The sequence below is a fragment of the Halorussus gelatinilyticus genome, assembly GCF_023238445.1.
Taxonomy (GTDB): Archaea; Halobacteriota; Halobacteria; order Halobacteriales; family Haladaptataceae; genus Halorussus; species Halorussus gelatinilyticus.
Genome location: NZ_CP096658.1, coordinates 202,091 through 217,627 on the forward strand (window position 1 = coordinate 202,091; position 15,537 = coordinate 217,627).

16 protein-coding genes and 1 tRNA gene are annotated in these 15,537 nt (G+C 66.8%); 9 read left to right on the forward strand and 8 right to left on the reverse strand.

Going from position 1 to position 15,537, the window contains the following annotated elements:
* Positions 1-22: 22 nt before the first annotated feature.
* Complete coding sequence (hisH, locus tag M0R88_RS00995; RefSeq protein WP_248655104.1) at positions 23-673, forward strand: imidazole glycerol phosphate synthase subunit HisH; 651 nt, start codon at positions 23-25, stop codon at positions 671-673.
* A gap of 40 nt (positions 674-713) precedes the next feature.
* Here hisH and M0R88_RS01000 read toward each other — a convergent pair whose 3' ends face one another.
* Together M0R88_RS01000 and M0R88_RS01005 are read right to left on the reverse strand one after the other, a co-directional pair.
* Positions 714-1,061, reverse strand: a complete 348-nt coding sequence (locus M0R88_RS01000; protein ID WP_248655105.1) for a zinc ribbon domain-containing protein — start codon at positions 1,059-1,061, stop codon at positions 714-716.
* A 228-nt stretch (positions 1,062-1,289) separates the two neighbouring features.
* On the reverse strand, positions 1,290-1,526 hold the full coding sequence (locus M0R88_RS01005; protein WP_248655106.1) for a DUF7511 domain-containing protein: 237 nt from the start codon (positions 1,524-1,526) through the stop codon (positions 1,290-1,292).
* A 303-nt stretch (positions 1,527-1,829) separates the two neighbouring features.
* Between M0R88_RS01005 and M0R88_RS01010 the strand changes: the two genes are divergently transcribed.
* Both M0R88_RS01010 and M0R88_RS01015 read left to right on the forward strand, forming a co-directional pair.
* On the forward strand, positions 1,830-2,492 hold the full coding sequence (locus M0R88_RS01010; protein WP_248655107.1) for a DUF7282 domain-containing protein: 663 nt from the start codon (positions 1,830-1,832) through the stop codon (positions 2,490-2,492).
* A 129-nt stretch (positions 2,493-2,621) separates the two neighbouring features.
* Positions 2,622-2,918 carry a hypothetical protein gene (locus M0R88_RS01015; RefSeq protein ID WP_248655108.1) on the forward strand — a complete coding sequence of 99 codons (297 nt, stop codon included), beginning with the start codon at positions 2,622-2,624 and terminating at the stop codon, positions 2,916-2,918.
* Positions 2,919-3,119: 201 nt separating this feature from the next.
* Here M0R88_RS01015 and M0R88_RS01020 read toward each other — a convergent pair.
* Together M0R88_RS01020 and M0R88_RS01025 are read right to left on the reverse strand one after the other, a co-directional pair.
* Positions 3,120-3,194: transfer RNA gene (locus M0R88_RS01020), tRNA-Val, on the reverse strand.
* A 102-nt stretch (positions 3,195-3,296) separates the two neighbouring features.
* Entirely contained in the window at positions 3,297-3,530 is a 234-nt protein-coding gene (locus tag M0R88_RS01025) for a DUF7553 family protein (protein WP_248655109.1), read from the reverse strand.
* Positions 3,531-3,991: 461 nt separating this feature from the next.
* Here M0R88_RS01025 and M0R88_RS01030 point away from each other — a divergent pair, with 461 nt between their 5' ends.
* The gene (locus tag M0R88_RS01030) at positions 3,992-4,996 is read left to right on the forward strand and encodes an MBL fold metallo-hydrolase (protein ID WP_248655110.1); all 1,005 of its coding nucleotides are present in this window, start codon (positions 3,992-3,994) and stop codon (positions 4,994-4,996) included.
* Positions 4,993-6,765, forward strand: a complete 1,773-nt coding sequence (locus tag M0R88_RS01035; RefSeq protein WP_248655111.1) for an adenine deaminase C-terminal domain-containing protein — start codon at positions 4,993-4,995, stop codon at positions 6,763-6,765. The genes M0R88_RS01030 and M0R88_RS01035 overlap by 4 nt, the downstream gene beginning before the upstream one ends.
* A 38-nt stretch (positions 6,766-6,803) precedes the next feature.
* Here M0R88_RS01035 and M0R88_RS01040 read toward each other — a convergent pair whose 3' ends face one another.
* Positions 6,804-7,094, reverse strand: a complete 291-nt coding sequence (locus M0R88_RS01040; protein ID WP_248655112.1) for a hypothetical protein — start codon at positions 7,092-7,094, stop codon at positions 6,804-6,806.
* A 93-nt stretch (positions 7,095-7,187) separates the two neighbouring features.
* Between M0R88_RS01040 and M0R88_RS01045 the strand changes: the two genes are divergently transcribed.
* Positions 7,188-8,063: an NmrA/HSCARG family protein gene (locus tag M0R88_RS01045; protein WP_248655113.1), complete on the forward strand. Its 876-nt coding sequence runs from the start codon at positions 7,188-7,190 to the stop codon at positions 8,061-8,063.
* A gap of 22 nt (positions 8,064-8,085) precedes the next feature.
* On the opposite strand, the gene M0R88_RS01050 is transcribed toward M0R88_RS01045, so the two are convergent.
* Positions 8,086-8,397, reverse strand: a complete 312-nt coding sequence (locus M0R88_RS01050; RefSeq protein WP_248655114.1) for a Tad domain-containing protein — start codon at positions 8,395-8,397, stop codon at positions 8,086-8,088.
* A 101-nt stretch (positions 8,398-8,498) separates the two neighbouring features.
* Between M0R88_RS01050 and M0R88_RS01055 the strand changes: the two genes are divergently transcribed.
* From M0R88_RS01055 to M0R88_RS01065, 3 genes are all read left to right on the forward strand, one after another.
* Positions 8,499-9,563, forward strand: a complete 1,065-nt coding sequence (locus M0R88_RS01055; protein WP_248655115.1) for a M20/M25/M40 family metallo-hydrolase — start codon at positions 8,499-8,501, stop codon at positions 9,561-9,563.
* Between the two features lie 140 nt (positions 9,564-9,703).
* Positions 9,704-11,020 (forward strand): methyl-accepting chemotaxis protein, encoded by a 1,317-nt coding sequence (locus M0R88_RS01060; RefSeq protein ID WP_248655116.1) that lies wholly within the window; start codon positions 9,704-9,706, stop codon positions 11,018-11,020.
* Positions 11,021-11,098: 78 nt separating this feature from the next.
* Positions 11,099-12,337 (forward strand): lactate racemase domain-containing protein, encoded by a 1,239-nt coding sequence (locus tag M0R88_RS01065; RefSeq protein ID WP_248655117.1) that lies wholly within the window; start codon positions 11,099-11,101, stop codon positions 12,335-12,337.
* Positions 12,338-12,346: 9 nt separating this feature from the next.
* Here the strand turns inward: M0R88_RS01065 and M0R88_RS01070 are convergent, their stop codons facing one another.
* Together M0R88_RS01070 and M0R88_RS01075 are read right to left on the reverse strand one after the other, a co-directional pair.
* Positions 12,347-12,514, reverse strand: coding sequence for a hypothetical protein (locus tag M0R88_RS01070; protein ID WP_248655118.1), 168 nt, complete (start codon positions 12,512-12,514; stop codon positions 12,347-12,349).
* A gap of 105 nt (positions 12,515-12,619) precedes the next feature.
* The gene (locus M0R88_RS01075) at positions 12,620-15,394 is read right to left on the reverse strand and encodes an ATP-dependent helicase (protein ID WP_248655119.1); all 2,775 of its coding nucleotides are present in this window, start codon (positions 15,392-15,394) and stop codon (positions 12,620-12,622) included.
* Positions 15,395-15,537 lie beyond the last annotated feature (143 nt).

Consider the following 15,537-nt stretch of genomic DNA (forward strand, 5'->3'; position numbering starts at 1 on the left):
CCTCCCGGTCCCACGTTCCCATGTGAACGTCACCATCGTCGATTACGGCGTGGGCAACCTCCGGAGCCTCAGACGGGGCTTGGAGCGCGCCGACGCCGACGTAGCAGTGACCGACGACCCCGAGGTAATCGCCGACGCCGAGGCCATCGTCCTCCCCGGCGTGGGCGCGTTCGAGGAGTGTATGCGCAACTCCGCGCCGTTCCACGACGTGTTGCGCGAAGCCGCCGAAGACACCCCGATTATGGGCATCTGCGTCGGTCTCCAGTTACTCTTCACCGAGAGCGAAGAGGGCGCGCCGGCGGGCGAAACCGTCGAGGGACTCGACCTGATTCCCGGCCGCGTCGAGCGCCTCCCCCGCGAGGAAGTCAAAGTCCCCCAGATGGGCTGGAACGAGGTTTCGGTCGAGCGCGACCACCCTCTCGCAGCGGGCATCGAAGACGGCGATTACGCCTACTTCGTCCACTCGTACTGCGCGGCCGCGGACGACCACACCGTCGCGGCCTGCGACTACGGATTCGACTTCGCCGCGGTCGCGGCCAACGACGCGGGCAACGTGATGGGCACGCAGTTCCACCCCGAGAAGAGCGGTGAGACCGGTCTGCGCATCCTCCAGAACTTCGTTGACTACGCCGAGCGGTATCGGGAACCGCCCGCCGGGACCGCGGCGGACTGACGGGGACGAAAATTAGGGAACGAAAACGCGACCGGCGGAGTTACCGGTTCAGTTCGCCGAGACAGCCCTGACAGTACCTCGCGCCCGCCATGTTCGACACGCCGCACGTCGAGCAGGTGAACTCGTCGGCCGTCGGCACGGCGACGGGGGCGGCGTCCGCACCGTTCGAACCGCGGTCTCCGCCGTGACCGTCGGCGCGAATCGGTCCCTTGTCCAGCGCCTCGGCGGCCGCGCTCGACACGTCCTGTGGCGTGTCGTCGCGCTCGGCGAGCGCCAGCAGGAGCGCGTCGTCGCGCATCTTCTCCAGTCCGCGCATCAGACCCAGAAACAGGAGCGTCGGCGCGGTTATCACGAAGCAGGCCATCAGTAGTCGGAGGGCGAGGTTCATACTCGACTGCCACGAGCGAGCCTATTTAATTGTGCCGGTTATTTGAAGCCCTGTGGCTCGCTATCGAATCTCCGGTCGCGTTCGGCTTCGTTCCTCGTGTTCGACTCCGTCTCTTCGCGTTCGACTCCGTCTCCTCGCGTTCGCGGAGCGTCGCCGACGTAGCGCGCCGGTTCCGGTCGGTCAGCACCCCGAAGAAGTCGTCGGGAAACGGTTCGTCGGCGGACGGTCTCAGTGGTTCGATTCGAGGTTTACGAAAGCGTCGTCGTCGGCGGTGAGCCACGAAGACATGCGCTCCATCCCGGAGACGCCAGCGGGATAGACGGTCCGTCGGTCCGGTCGGTCCTCGTACTCGACGACGACGGAGCGCAGTTCGACGTCCGGCCGGCCGTCGCGGGCGTCGGTCTCGAAATTCGCGGGGTGGTCTCGGTCGGTCCGTGTGTCGAGGGTGTCAGGGTCCGTGCTCATGATACTCCGGCCGCGTCTCCGACTGCGACCCGACCGGGTTAAGTGTTTTCTATGAGCCATATATATACGTTAGTTCGAATCTGAACGGTGGGTAACCCGCTTGAACCGGTCCCGACCGTCGAGCGTCCACCGGCCCGTGTGTCTCACGATTCCACCCCTCGTGATACCCCCTCGCATCCGCTTCCGTAAGGTAGTTTTCAGTCCCGTGTCAACGGAGTATCGAGTTCCGGAGACGTCTCGGCGCGAGTACCTCTCGCTCGCCGGATACTCTCTCTGAGAGACATCTCTCGGAACAGGATAACGATGACAGGCACGACACGAACGGTCCTCGTTGCGGGACTCGTGGCGCTCGCGGTGTTCACCGGAGCGGCGCTTGCGACCCCCGGAACGACGACCACGACTACGACAACGGACGAACAGGCGAACGAAACTGCCTCCGTATCGATGCCCGACCAGCACTTCGAGGGCGACACCGTGACCATCGAGAGCGTCACGCTGCCCGACGGCGGGTTCGCGGTCATCTACAACCAGAGCGGCAAGCGAATCGGCCACACCGACTACCTCAACGCAAGCGAACACGAGAACCTCACCGTCTCGCTGGACGCGACGGTCGAGAAGCCGCAGGTGCTGGTCGTCACCGCGTTCCGCAACAACGGGAGCCAGAACTTCAGCGCGACCGCGGACAAGGTTCCTTACGTAGACGAGGCCGGCGCGAACGTCACCGACACCAGCTACGTCTACTTCCAGAAGCGCGGCGAACGCACGACTACCGAGGAGACGACCGCGGACTCCGCCTCCGAGGACACCACCGCGGAGAGCGAGCAGACGACCGACGAGTCGGCCATGTCCGACGACACCACCGCGGAGACGACCACCGACTCCAGCGGCGGCGTCCCCGGCTTCGGCGTCTCGACCGCGCTGGTCGCGCTCGTCGCGGCCGCGTTCGTCGGCCTGCGTCGGCGCTGAAATCTCGGTTTTTGCTTTCTTTTTCCCGTCCGGATTCGACTCCTCGCAGCGGACCGTAGAGCGACTGTCGCGCCTCCGACGGCACTCGACGGGCGAACGTTTTTCTCGCGGTCGTGAGTACCGGCGATCATGAGTCGAGAGATCGAGCGGGAAATCCGTCTCGTGGAGTACGACGACGGCGAGTGGTCGGCGACCGACGAGGACGCCGACGTCACCGTCTACCGCCACGCGTGGGAAGACGCCGTCCTCCAGTTGGACCTCGAAACCGGGACTTCGCCTATCGACGAGGCGGAACTGGACGAGCAAACGGCGGAAGAACTCGAAGCGGCCGTACAGGACGTTTTATCGGATACCGAGGAAATCGAAGCCGCGTTGGAGGACATCGACGAGAGCGAGTTAGACGACGATTCCGAATACACGGTGTAGTGTTCGACGGCGACTCGCGTACTCGCGGTGTAGTTCGCAGGAAAGTATGGGTCGGGACGGATTGCGAACTTCGCCGAGACGGTCCGGGCGTGCGGCGCTTCGCGCCGTTCCGGGCGTGCGACTCGTCTGGTTCGAATCCTTCGGCAACCCATTCGACGGCGCAGGCTCCTCGCTACGCTCGTCGCGTTGCGCCGTCAGAAGTGGGTCGGGGCGGATTCGAACCGCCGACCTGCTCCGTGTGAAGGAGCTGTCATAACCGGACTAGACTACCGACCCGTGCGTCCAAGTCTTCCGCCTTCCCGGACTTAAGGCTTACTTTACGGTCGGAAACGCGACTGCCGTCGGGGAGTCTCCCCGCGGCCCGGCGCGACGACGGCGTCAGACTCGTTCGCGGACCTTGCGCACCGCACGCCGGGCGCGGGCGGCGGCCTCGTCCTCGGTCGCTTTCAGTTCCGCTTGCCACCGCTGGACGCGAGTCGTCGGCGTCTGCTCGCGGCCCGTGGCCTTCCGGACTCGTCGCTCGGCCGGTGTCAGTTCCTCGCGGACGCCGCGAGTGAGGTGTTTGCCCGCGCGCTTGCCGTAGTACCACGCGTCTTCGAAATGTTTGTTCATGTCTCACGCACCATTATGTTCTTACGAGAAGGACAGATATAGCTCTTCCCCTCGCCGGGATACCGCGATGTCCGTCGTCGGTCGTGTGGGAAGGAGAGCGCCGGAAGTAGTGGGACGGTAGTTTCGGGTCGAAGACGAACCGCGACAGCAAAACTGCACAGCACTGCAACTGCACGGCACGCTATCGCCGACGCCTATCGTACCGCGACCGCAACGGCACCGCACTGCGACTGCACTGCCACCGCACGCAGACCGCGCCCCGTGCCTCCCCGCTTGCGCTCTCGGCCGCGCTCGTGGTCCTGCACGGCCGAGAGCGCGGCGCATCCCGTGGCCTGCGAAGATGCGCACCTCCGGTGGCCTGCGAAGATGTGCGCTTCCCGAGCGAGCGCCGTCCCGTCGTTTCCGTCTCGGTGGCGGCGCGTGTCAAAAACTGTTTATCGGCAGGCGGCCACAGTGTCGGTATGTTCACGCGGTTCTCGATACCGACGCCGTTTCAGGTCGGCCCGGTCAACGCCTACCTCGCGGGCCGGACGCTCATCGACCCCGGACCGGGGAGCGAAGAGGCGTGGGCCGCCCTGCTGGACGAACTCGAATCCCACGACATGGGACCGACCGACGTGGAGCAGGTGCTGGTGACCCATCCTCACCCCGACCACTTCGGACTCGCCGAGCGACTCAGCGAGGCGGGCGCGCGGGTCCTCGCCAGCCCCACCACCGCGGAGATTATCGCGGACTTCGAGGCCCGACTCGACTACGAGCAGTCGTTCTTCGTGGACTTCTTCGAGCGCCACGGGATGGCGCGCTCGACCGCCCAGACCATCACCGACCTGCCGGAAGTGTTTCTCGACGTCGCGCCCGGCGTCGAGACCGACGCGACGCTCGACGACGGCGAGACGGTCGAGGTCGCGGGAACCGCGCTCACCGCCGAGGCCGTGCAGGGTCACGCGCCCGGTGAGACGATTTTCACATACGAGACCGACGAGGGCGAGCGCGCTATCGTCGGCGACCACGTCCTCCCCGACATCACGCCCAACCCGTTGCTCCAACCGCCCGCCGAGGAGGGCGGCGAGCTACCCACCGGTTCGGAATCCTCGTCGGGCTGGAGTTCCGACGGCGGCGAGCGACCGCGCGTCCTCCCGGCGTTCAACCGCTCGCTGGCGAACCTCCGCGAGCGCGACTTCGACCGATTCCTGCCGGGCCACCGCGAGGAGATTACGGCCCCCGGCGAGCGCATCGACGAAATTCTCGCGGCCCACGAGGAGCGCACCGAGAACGTCCGCGAAATCGTGGCGGGCGGCCCGACCACCGCGGTCGAGGTGATGGAGGAACTCTTCTCCGACCTCCCCGCGACAGAGTACTTCTCCGGGATGAGCGAGGCGGTCGGCCACCTCGACGTGCTGGACGAGCGCGGTGAGGTCGGGTCGCGCGAGCAGGGCGGCGTCGTCGTCTGGGAGGTGACGGAGTGAACCACCTCCAGTCGGCCGCGCTCGGCGACGAGGACGCCGATTTGGTCGTCACGGGCGGTCGCGTCTGTTTGTCCGAGAAAGGCGAGTTCCAGTCGCGCGACGTGGTAATCGTGGACGACCGCGTCGCCGCGCTCCCCGAGGACGCCTCGCCCGTCATCGGCGACGACACCCGCGTCATCACCGCGACGAACCGCGTCGTCACGCCGGGCTTCGTTGACGCTCACACCCACCTCGACCTCCACCAGACGTTCGAGAACGCCTACCACTACGCCGTCGAGGGCGGCACCACCACGGTCGTCTCGGAGGTCACGGGCTACGGCCCGGCGTTCGGCGCGGAGGGCGTCGAGCAGTTCCTCGCGGCCACCTCGTACCTCCCGGTCCGGGTCCGCGCCGTGGTCCCGCCCCAACCCCTGCTGGACACCTTCGAACCCCGCCGGGCGGACGACGAGGAGGCCGAGGCCCTCGCGGACCTGCTGGCGGACGACCGCGTGGTCGGCGTCGGCGAGACCGACTGGATTCACGCGGTCGGCCGGGACACGCCCGCAGAACTGCTCTACGAGCGCGCCGACGCCGAGGACAAGACCGTCTCGGGCCACGCCGCCGGCTGTTCGGGCGAGAAGTTCTCGGCGTTCGCGACCATCATCGACGACGACCACGAGGCAATCTCGGGCGAAGACATCGTGGAGCGCGTCGAGAACGGGGTCCACGCCATCGGGCGCTACGGCTCGATTCGGGACGACGTGGACGCTATCGGCGACGCCTACCCCGAGGTCCCGACCGCGGAACTCTCGCTCTCGACCGACGGGATGTGGCCCCGCGAACTCATCGGCGAGGGCTACATGGACGTGGTCGTCCGCCGGGCCATCGAGGAGGGCGTCGAACCCGCCGACGCGATTCGGATGGCGACGCTCAACCCGGCGCGCCACTTCGGACTGGCAGAAGAGGGCGTCGGCTCCCTCTCGCCGGGGAGCGTCGCGGACGTGGTCCTCATCGACGACTTGGACGAGGTGAACGTCACGACGGTCGTCAGCGGCGGCGAAGTCGTCTACAACAAGGGCGAGTCGAAGGTCGCGCCCCGGACCCACGAGTACCCCGACCACTTCTACGACTCGGTGAACGTCTCGACCGACCCCGAGCAGTTCCGAGTACCCGCCGACGTCGCGGGCGGCGGTGGTGAGGGCGTCGGCGACGACGCCGACGCCCGACCGGGCGAGGTCCGAGCGGTCGAGTACCAGCAGGGCCTGCTGTCGGACGAGACGACCGTCGTCCCGCCGGTCGAAGGCGACGAACTGCTCGCGGACCCAGCGGCCGGAATCCTGAAGGCGACCCTGCTCGACCGCCACCCGAAGGGTGATGGCACCGGTTTCACCGGTTTCGTCACCGGTCTCGGTATCGACTCGGGCGCGGTCGCGACCACGCTGGTCTGGGAGACCACGGGCGTCCTCGCGATCGGCGCGGACGACGAGGCGATGCGCACCGCGGTCGAACACGTCAAGGAGATGGGCGGCGGGTGGGCCGTCGTGGACGACGGAGACGTCATCGCGGAACTCCCGACGCGCGTCGCAGGCGTCTGCTCGGACCTCGAAGTCGAGGAGACGGCGAAGCTCTACGACGCCGTCGAGTCGAGCCTCCGGCGACTCGGCGCGGACGTGGACCGGCCGATGCTCGCGGTCCAGACCATGACGTTCCCCGGCGTCCCGAAACTCAAGTTCTCCTTCTCTGGCTACGCCGACATCCTGAACCGGGAAATCGTCGGGCTGACTCCCTGAAAATCGGAGTTCTGATTGCTCTCGCTCTCGCGGCTCTCTCAGTCCTCCAGCATCTCCTCTTCGGCACTGGACTCTCCGTCTCCGCTCCCGCCCTCCGGCGTCCGAGCCTCCGCAGTGCCTTCCTGCTCGTCGCGTCGCCCCTCGGGATGCTCCCGGATGGTCCGAATCTGCTCGTAAGGGAAGAAGTTCCGACCGGCCTCGCGGGCCAGCCAGACGCCGGTGTCGTAGAACTCCAGTTCGTGGCCCGGAACCGGAGACGTGACCTCTCGTTTCCCACCCTGTTCGCCGTGTCGCTGGACGAGGTACACGGAGTAGATACTCTCGGGCATCGCAGCGGAGGTACGCCGCAGAAGTCGATAAGTGTGTGGGATGGTATCAGTGGCCAGTTCACTTATGCCCGCGTCCGTCGCACTCCCGCCACTATGTCCCAGACCGTCCTCGTGACCGGCGCGACCGGAACCCAAGGCGGCGCGGTCGCCGACCACCTACTGTCGGGCGACCACGGCGAGTTCGCGGTCCACGCGCTGACCCGCCACCCAGAGAGCGCCCCGGCACACGACCTCGCGGAGCGCGGGGCCGAGGTGGTGCAGGGCGACCTGTCCGAGAAGAACACCCTCCGACCCATCGTCGAAGAGGTAGACGCCGTGTTCGGCGTGACGAACTTCTGGGAACACGGCTACGACGACGAGATCGAACAGGGCACGAACCTCGTGGAAGTCGCCGACGAGGTCGGCGTGGACCACTTCGTGTTCAGTTCGGTCGGCGGCGCGGAGCGCGACACCGGCATCCCACACTTCGACTCGAAGTGGGAGATAGAGGAACTCGTCCGCGACCTCGACCTGCCCGCGACGGTGGTTCGCCCGGTCTTCTTCATGCAGAACTTCGAGGCGGCGCGCGAGGACATCGAGAACGGAACGCTGGCGAACGCCCTCGCGGAGGGCGTCTCGCTCCAGATGGTGGCCCCCGACGACATCGGCGGGTTCGTCGCCGAGGCGTTCGCGGACCCCGACCGGTACGTCGGCGAGAGCTACGAACTCGCCGGCGACGAACACACCCTCGAAAGCGCGGCCGACGTCTTCTCGGAGGTGTTGGACCGCGAGGTCGAAGCGGTCCACGTCCCCCTCGACGAGTTCCGCGAGCAGATGGGCGAGGAGTACGCCGTCATGTTCGAGTGGTTCAACGAAGCGGGCTACGAGGCCGACATCGAGGCACTCCGGGCCGACCACGACGTCGAGTTCACCGACCTCGAAACCTACCTCCGCGGACACGGCTGGGGGTCCGCGGACCGCTCCGACTGAGCGACCGCGACGGCCGAACCGCTCACCGCGACCGGAGCCGCGAGAGCCGACTGCCGCCGCCGGCCTCCGCCTCGGCGTCGGCGGTCCGCTGCGCGCGCCGCCGCTGGAGTCGGTTGTACACCACGCCCGCGCCGACGACGAGCGCCATGACGGCCAGCGACCGGAGCTTCGGCTTGATGCCCGGTCGCTCGCGCTCGCCGCCGCCGTCCGTGGTCACGGACTCCCCGCCGGACCCGAGCGAGAACGTTCGAGAGCGCGACTCCTCGCCGTCGCTTCCGCGGTCCATCGACCAACTGAACTCCGAATCGTGAAAGTGGATTTCGAGAATTCCCATGCCACGGAGTTTCGCCGAGCGCGACCTTAGCGGTTGGGGCGGAGGGTCCAACCCGTCGCCGAGTCGTGACGTTCATTAGCACGAACCGACTCGTCGGAGGTATGGACGAGCGACACCGCGAATTTCTCGACGACTTGCTCACGACTCCGAGCCCGTCCGGTTTCGAGGCCGACGTGCAACGGGTGTGGGTCGAGTACGTCTCGGAGTTCGCCGACGAGGTACGAACCGACGAGTACGGGAACGCAGTAGCGATTGTAGAGGGTAGTGACCCCGCAGTCGCGTTCACCGGGCACGCCGACGAAATCGGCCTGATGGTAAACAGCGTGGACGACGAGGGCTTCGTCCGCATCTCGCGGGTCGGCGGCACCGACCGCACGGTGACGAAGGGCCAACACGTCGAAATTCACACCGACGACGGTATCGTCCGGGGCGTCGTCGGCCAGACCGCCATCCACCTCCGGGACCCCGAGGACGAGGAGTTGGAGGACGTGACCGAACAGCACGTGGACGTCGGCGCCGAGAGCGAGGCCGAGGCCCGCGAACTCGTGGACGTGGGCGACCCCATCACCTTCGACACGCCGGTCAGCGAGCTGGAGGGCACCCGGATGGCCGCCCGCGGGATGGACAACCGCGTCGGCATCTGGGTCGCGGCGGAGGCCGCCCGGCGCGCCGCAGAGTCGGACGTCGACGCGACGGTCTACGCGGTCAGTACGGTTCAGGAGGAGTTGGGCAAACAGGGCGCGAAGATGGTCGGGTTCGACCTGCCGGTGGACGCCGCGCTCGCGGTGGACGTGACCCACGCGGTCGATTCGCCAGACATCGCCGACGAGAAGGACCAGCACGGTGAGGTCGAGTTGGGCGCTGGCCCGGTCGTCGCCCGCGGGTCCTCGAACCACCCCGAGGTCGTCCGGACCGTCCGAGAGGCCGCCGACGAGCGCGACCTGCCCCTCCAGTTGCAGGCCGCCGGACGCTCGACCGGCACCGACGCCGACGCCTTCTACACCTCGCAGGGCGGCATCCCGTCGCTGAACGTCGGCCTGCCGAACCGCTACATGCACACCCCCGTCGAGGTCATCGACACCGAGGACTTGGACGCCGCGACCGACCTGCTGGCGGCGTTCGCGGCGGAGTCGTCGGGCCGTGAATCCTTCTCAGTCGATATCTAAACGACGCTCCGGCGCCCCCTCCGATAGATAAAGTATTTTATACTATATGAAGTTCAATTTACGATTTGTGTGATAATTCGGGGATATAGCTTCGAATATGATATATACCCCCTCTCGAAACGTTGGCGTGAATATCACAGATGGCTGTCAACGACACCTCTGAACAATTCGGACCGAGTACCCACACCGACGCGGGCGACTTCTGGCGAGGCGCGTTCGAACAACTCGTCGAACAGTTACCCGAACCAGCGTTCGTCGTGGACGACACCGGACACATCACGCGTTGGAACTCCGCCGTCGTGGAGATGACGGGGTATCCGTCCGAGGAGGTCGTCGGGAAGCACGCCTACGACGTCTTCGGGACCGAGGGGGAGGACGAGACGCTGGCCGAGACGGTGATTCGGACCGGCGGGGTCGTCCGGGAGGAGACGATTCGCTCGGCGGCGACCGCCGACGGTGACCGGGCCCACGCCCGAGCGCTCGGCGTCCCCGTCACCGCACCCGACGGCGAAGTCGTCGGCGCGGTGGAGGTTCTCAACCGCGTCACCGCGCTCGTCGAACAGCGCGAGACGATTCGGGACCTCCAGCAGCAGATGACCGACGAGGTCGAGACGGCGGTGAGCGAACTCCGCGACTCGACCGCAGACGTCTCCGAGGACTCCCAGGAGGTCAGCGACCTCGCGCGCGAGCAGGAGACCAACCTCCAGCAGGTGCAGTCCGAGGTGTCGTCGCTGAGCGCGACGGTCGAAGAGATCGCGTCGAGCGCCGACGAGGTGAGCAAGCAGAGCGCCGAGGCGAAGGCGTCCGCCGAGGAGTCCGCCGAGAGCGCCGAGCGAACACTCGAAACCGTCGACGAAGTCGCCGAGAAGTCCGAGGAGGTCGTCGCCGACGCCCAGAGCCTCGAAGAGCGCGTGGACGAAATCGACGAGGTGGTCGAGGTCATCGACGACATCGCCGAGCAGACCAACCTCCTCGCGCTGAATGCCAACATCGAAGCGGCGCGGTCGGACGGAAGCGGCGACGGGTTCGCCGTCGTGGCGAACGAGATAAAGGAACTCGCCGAGGAGTCGAAAGACCGGGTGGACGAGATAGAGTCGATGGTCGAGGACGTGCGGGAGACGACCCACGACACGGTCGAGAAGATATCGGAGAACGACGAGCAACTCGACGAGGCCGCCGCCGACATCCGGTCGGTCGTCGAGAACCAGCAGGACATCGTGGCGGCCGTCCAGCAGACCGATACCGGCGTCAGCGAGATCGCCGACACCACGGAGGAACAGGCCGCGAGCGCCGAAGAGATAGCGAGCATGACCGACACGGTGGTCGGACAGGCCGGTGACGTGTCCGACGCCGTCGAGGGAATCGCGGCCGCAAACGAGGAGCAGACCATGATGGTCCGGAACATCGACGAGAGCATCGAGTCGCTCGAAGCGTCCATCGAGGACGTGATGGAGTAGGCCCACGACCGGACCGACGAACGGACAGGCGGTAGTCACGGGGCAACGATTTACGTTCGACCCCGCGTATCCCGACGTGTGAGAGTTCCCTACGGCGACACCGCCATCGACGTGTCCCTTCCAGACTGCGACGTGACGGTCGCCGAACCGCCCGACGGCAACCCGGTGGACCCCCGCGAGGACGCCGCGCGAGCGATGGCCGACCCGCACGGGCCGCCGCTCCGCGAACGCGTGGACGCCGACGACGAGGTGGCGATCGTCGTGACCGACGTGACCCGCGCGACGCCCGACGACGTGCTGGTGGACCTGCTGGTCTCGGCACTCCGCGAGGCGGGCGTAGAGCGCGACCGAATCTCCGTCGTCGTCGGCCTCGGACTCCACCGGCCGATGACCGACGAGGAGTTGCGCACGGCGCTCGGCGAGTACGCCGACCTCGCGCAGAACCACGACGCGGAAGCGGCCCGCGTCGTCGGCGAAGTCGAAGGCCCGGACGGAGACGTCGTGCCCGTGGAACTCAACCCGACCGTCGCCGCGGCCGACGCCGTGGTCTCGACCGGGATGGTCGAACCCCACCAGTACGCGGGGTTCTCCGGCGGTGCCAAGACCGTCGCCATCGGCGCTGGCGGCGAGTCGCTCATCCGGTACACGCACGGTCCCGAGATGCTCGCCCGAGAGGGCGTCCGACTCGGCCGCGTGGACGGGAATCCGTTCCGCGCGACGCTGGACGAGGCGGGCGACGTGATAGGCGTGGACTTCTGTCTGAACGTCACGCACGGCCCGGCCGGGATTCTGGGCGCGAGCGCTGGCGACCACCGCGAGGTGGTCCGTGACCTTGCAGAGCTATGCAAAGACAATATTTCTGTTTCTCTAAGCGACACGTACGATGCCGTCGTCGCTGGCGTCGGCGCGCCGAAGGACGCGAACCTCTATCAGGCGACGCGGGCCGCGACGTACCTCGCGTTGGGCGATTACGACCCGCTCCGCTCCGGCGGTCGAATCGTCGTGCCCGCGCGCTTGCAGGAGGGCGCGGGCGAGGGCACGGGCGAGAGGCGCTTCTACGACTGGCTCAGCGGTGCCGAGAGCGCGGACGCCCTCTACGACGAGATGCGTCGGGGCTACGACCCCGGCGCACAGCGCGCGTTCGTCGTGGCTCGGGTCCTCCGGGAGTACGACTGCTACGTCACCGACAGCGAGTCGCCCGCGGTCGTCGAGGAGTGTCTGATGCACGCCCGCGAATCGGTCGCCGACGCCGTGGAACCGGGAAGCGACGTGCTGGTGGTTCCGGACGCGCTCGACACGTTGCTCGAAAGAGCGTAAGTCGTCGGCTTAGACCGACGATGCGTCGTTCTCCCCGAAGTAGACGTACCCGAGAGAGAGTAGTCCGACTCCCATCAGCACGAAGTACAGCAGGTTCCCGTACTCGAAGCCGCTGAAGTAGACGCCCGACGCGACGAGCGCGGCGGTGGCGGCTAGTGCGAGGGCGGTGGTGTTCATGATTGCTCCGGTTGTTGAACGCCCAACGTGTTAAGATGAGGTGTTGCGGTCGATGCAGGTAGGACGGGAGTAGCCCGCCGCGCCGCACGTCGAGACCAGACGGAGCTATTCGACCGCCGACGCGCCTCCGGCGTCCTGATACTCGCCGCCGATGTCGTCCAGCACGCGGTCGTGGAACTCCTGTAAGACGGCGCTCTCGTCTTCGGCCAGCACCACGTCGCTGGCCATCAGCGTGGCGAGACCGAACGCCCGCGGCGTCGGCGTGTCCACGCGGTGTTGGGTCACCGTCACGTCGCCCGACTGCACGTCGGCGAGCACGTCCTCGATGGCCGAGACCGCGAGTTTGTCCTCGATTATCTCGCGGTAGGTCTCCTCGATGACCGCGAAGTCCTCCAGTCCCTCGGCGAACCCCAACAGCATCTCGCTGGAGACCTGCTGTTCGCTCGCGGACTTCTCGTAGCCCTTGTACCGCTTGAGAATCATCAGCGACCGCGTGGCGTTGATGCGGAAGTACCGCTGGAGGAGTTCGGTCCCGTCGAGCGCGGCCCGGAGGTCGCTCCGGACCTCCCCGGGGTCGACGTCGCGCAGAATCTCGGCCACGTCCACCTTGCGGTTCAGCGGCATCGAAATCGTGAACCCGTGGTCGGCGACCGCGACCGAGACGTTGGTGTTGGCGGCGTTGGCGCATCGGTAGGCGACGACCCGCGAGAGGCCGTCGTTGAACTTCCGGCCGTAGTTCGAGTGGACGTAGTAGTGGCGCTCGTACTCGTCGCGGTCGAGTTCGACCTCGACCGCGAGTCGCCGGTCGGTGCTGACGCTCTCGGGACCGGCGTAGCGAATCTGTTCGTCGAACATCCGGGCGATGGCCCGGACGCTGTTCTCGTCCAGCGGGAACTCCCTGAGCCACACTCGGACCGCGGGCTTCCCGCGCTTCTCGAAGCGTTCGAGCAGGTCGCCCTGGAACTCCAGAATCGACCGACCGAGGTCGTACGACAGCGGCAGACGCTCGGAGAACCACGAGGGCACGGTCGGCCGGGCGCTCGTCCGGTCGGCGTACACCTTCGAACCTCTGCGGTACTGGAACTCGAAGTTCTGGCCCCCGAGGACGAACACGTCGCCCTTCTCGAGGGTGTCCAGATACGACTCGTCGAGGTCGCCGACCCACTCGTTGTCGCCGCGGGTGAACACGTCGCAGGTGAACGAGTCCGGAATCGTGCCGATGTTGGTCATGTAGATGACCCGGGCCAACTTGCCGCGCTTGCCTATCAGGGGTTCGCCCACGTCGAACTCGGGGTAGTGGTACTCGCCGTCGGGCGGGTCGTTCTCGTCGCGCCAGATTTTGGCGTAGACGTTCTTGTCCTCCAGTCCCTCGTAGTCCGAGGTCAGGTAGCGGAACAGCGTCTCGAACTGGTCGTCCGAGAAGTTCCGGTAGGGGTAGGCCCGCCGGAGCGTCTCGCGGACCTCCCGCTCCGGGCGCACGTCGTTGATTGCCATCCCGTAGACGTGCTGTGCGGCCACGTCGTAGGCCTCCTCGGGGACGAACACGCGGTCCACGAACCCCTCCTCGGCCTTCTTGAGCATCACGGCGCACTCCACGAGTTCGTCGCGGTCGAGCGCGACGACCCGGCCCGCGACGGTCTGGCCGAGTTGGTGGCCCGCGCGCCCGACGCGCTGGAGCAGGGAGGCCACCGATTTGGGGGACCCGACCTGCACCACGAGGTCGATGTGGGGCATGTCGATGCCGAGTTCCAGACTCGTGGAGGTCGTCACCACGTCGAGGCTCCCGTCCTTCAGGTCCGCCTCGATGGACTGGCGGGCCTCCTTCGAGAGACTGCCGTGGTGGCACCCGGAGTTGTCTTCGTCGTACGCCGCGAACCGCTCGCGGAGGTTGTGGAGGACGCGCTCGGCCCCCGACCGGGTGTTCGTGAAGACGAGTGTGTTGGTGTGGTCCTGTATCAGGCCGTGGAGTTGGTCGTAGAACCGCTCGTTGACCACGTCCCGGGGCGTGTCGATGAGGTCGTCGGTCGGACACTGCAACTCGATATCGAACTCCCGGACGAACCGCGTGTCCACGATTTCGCGGTCTCGGACGGTCACCTCTCGCGCGTCTCCGTCCGCTCCGTCGTCCGACCGCTCGCATCCGACGAGGAAGTCAGCGATGTCCGAGAGCGGTTCGACCGTCGCCGAGCATCCGATTCGCGTCGGCGAGGACTCGACCATGTTCTCCAGTCGCTCCAGACTCAGCGCGAGGTGGGTGCCCCGCTTGCCGTCGGCGAGACTGTGAATCTCGTCCACGACGACGTACTCGACGGACTCCAGTTTCTGCTTGAACTTCGGGGAGTTGAGCAGGATAGCCAGCGTCTCGGGCGTCGTGTTGAGGATGTGGGGCGTCTCCTCCAGCATCTTCCGGCGGGCCGCGTCGTCGGTGTCCCCGTGCCGGATGGCGTGGCGGACCGAGGGGTCGCCGTCCATCTTCTCGGCGATGCCCGAAAGCGGCACCTCCAGATTCCGGTGGATGTCGTTGGCCAGCGACTTGAGCGGCGAGACGTAGAGGCAGTAGACCGAGTTGTCCAGGCCCTCGTCCCACTCGCGTTCTCTCCGGAACAACTCGTTCAGAATCGCGGTGAACGCCGAGAGGGTCTTGCCCGACCCCGTCGGCGACGCGACGAGCGCGTTGGTTCCCTCGTTGATGAGCGGAATCGCCTCCTTCTGCGGGGGCGTGAACAGGCCGCCGTTGTCGGGGACGTACTCGCCGAACTGTTCGACCCACCACTCCCGGACCTCGGGTTCCAGCGATTCGAGGACGGCGGCGTCGTCCACCTCGACAGAATCGGCGTCGAAGTCGAAATCCCCGCGCGCCAACAGGTCGCGCGCTCCCATCTTGGCGGTTCGTTGGGGCCGTGTGCTTAAGACGGTTTGGCCACCGGAGCGAAAGTGAAACTGGACGTGACGAGCGGTCTCCGACAGTTCGACGCCCTCCGGCGCGCCGACGACTCTCGGGAAGTCTCCGCGATTCACCACTG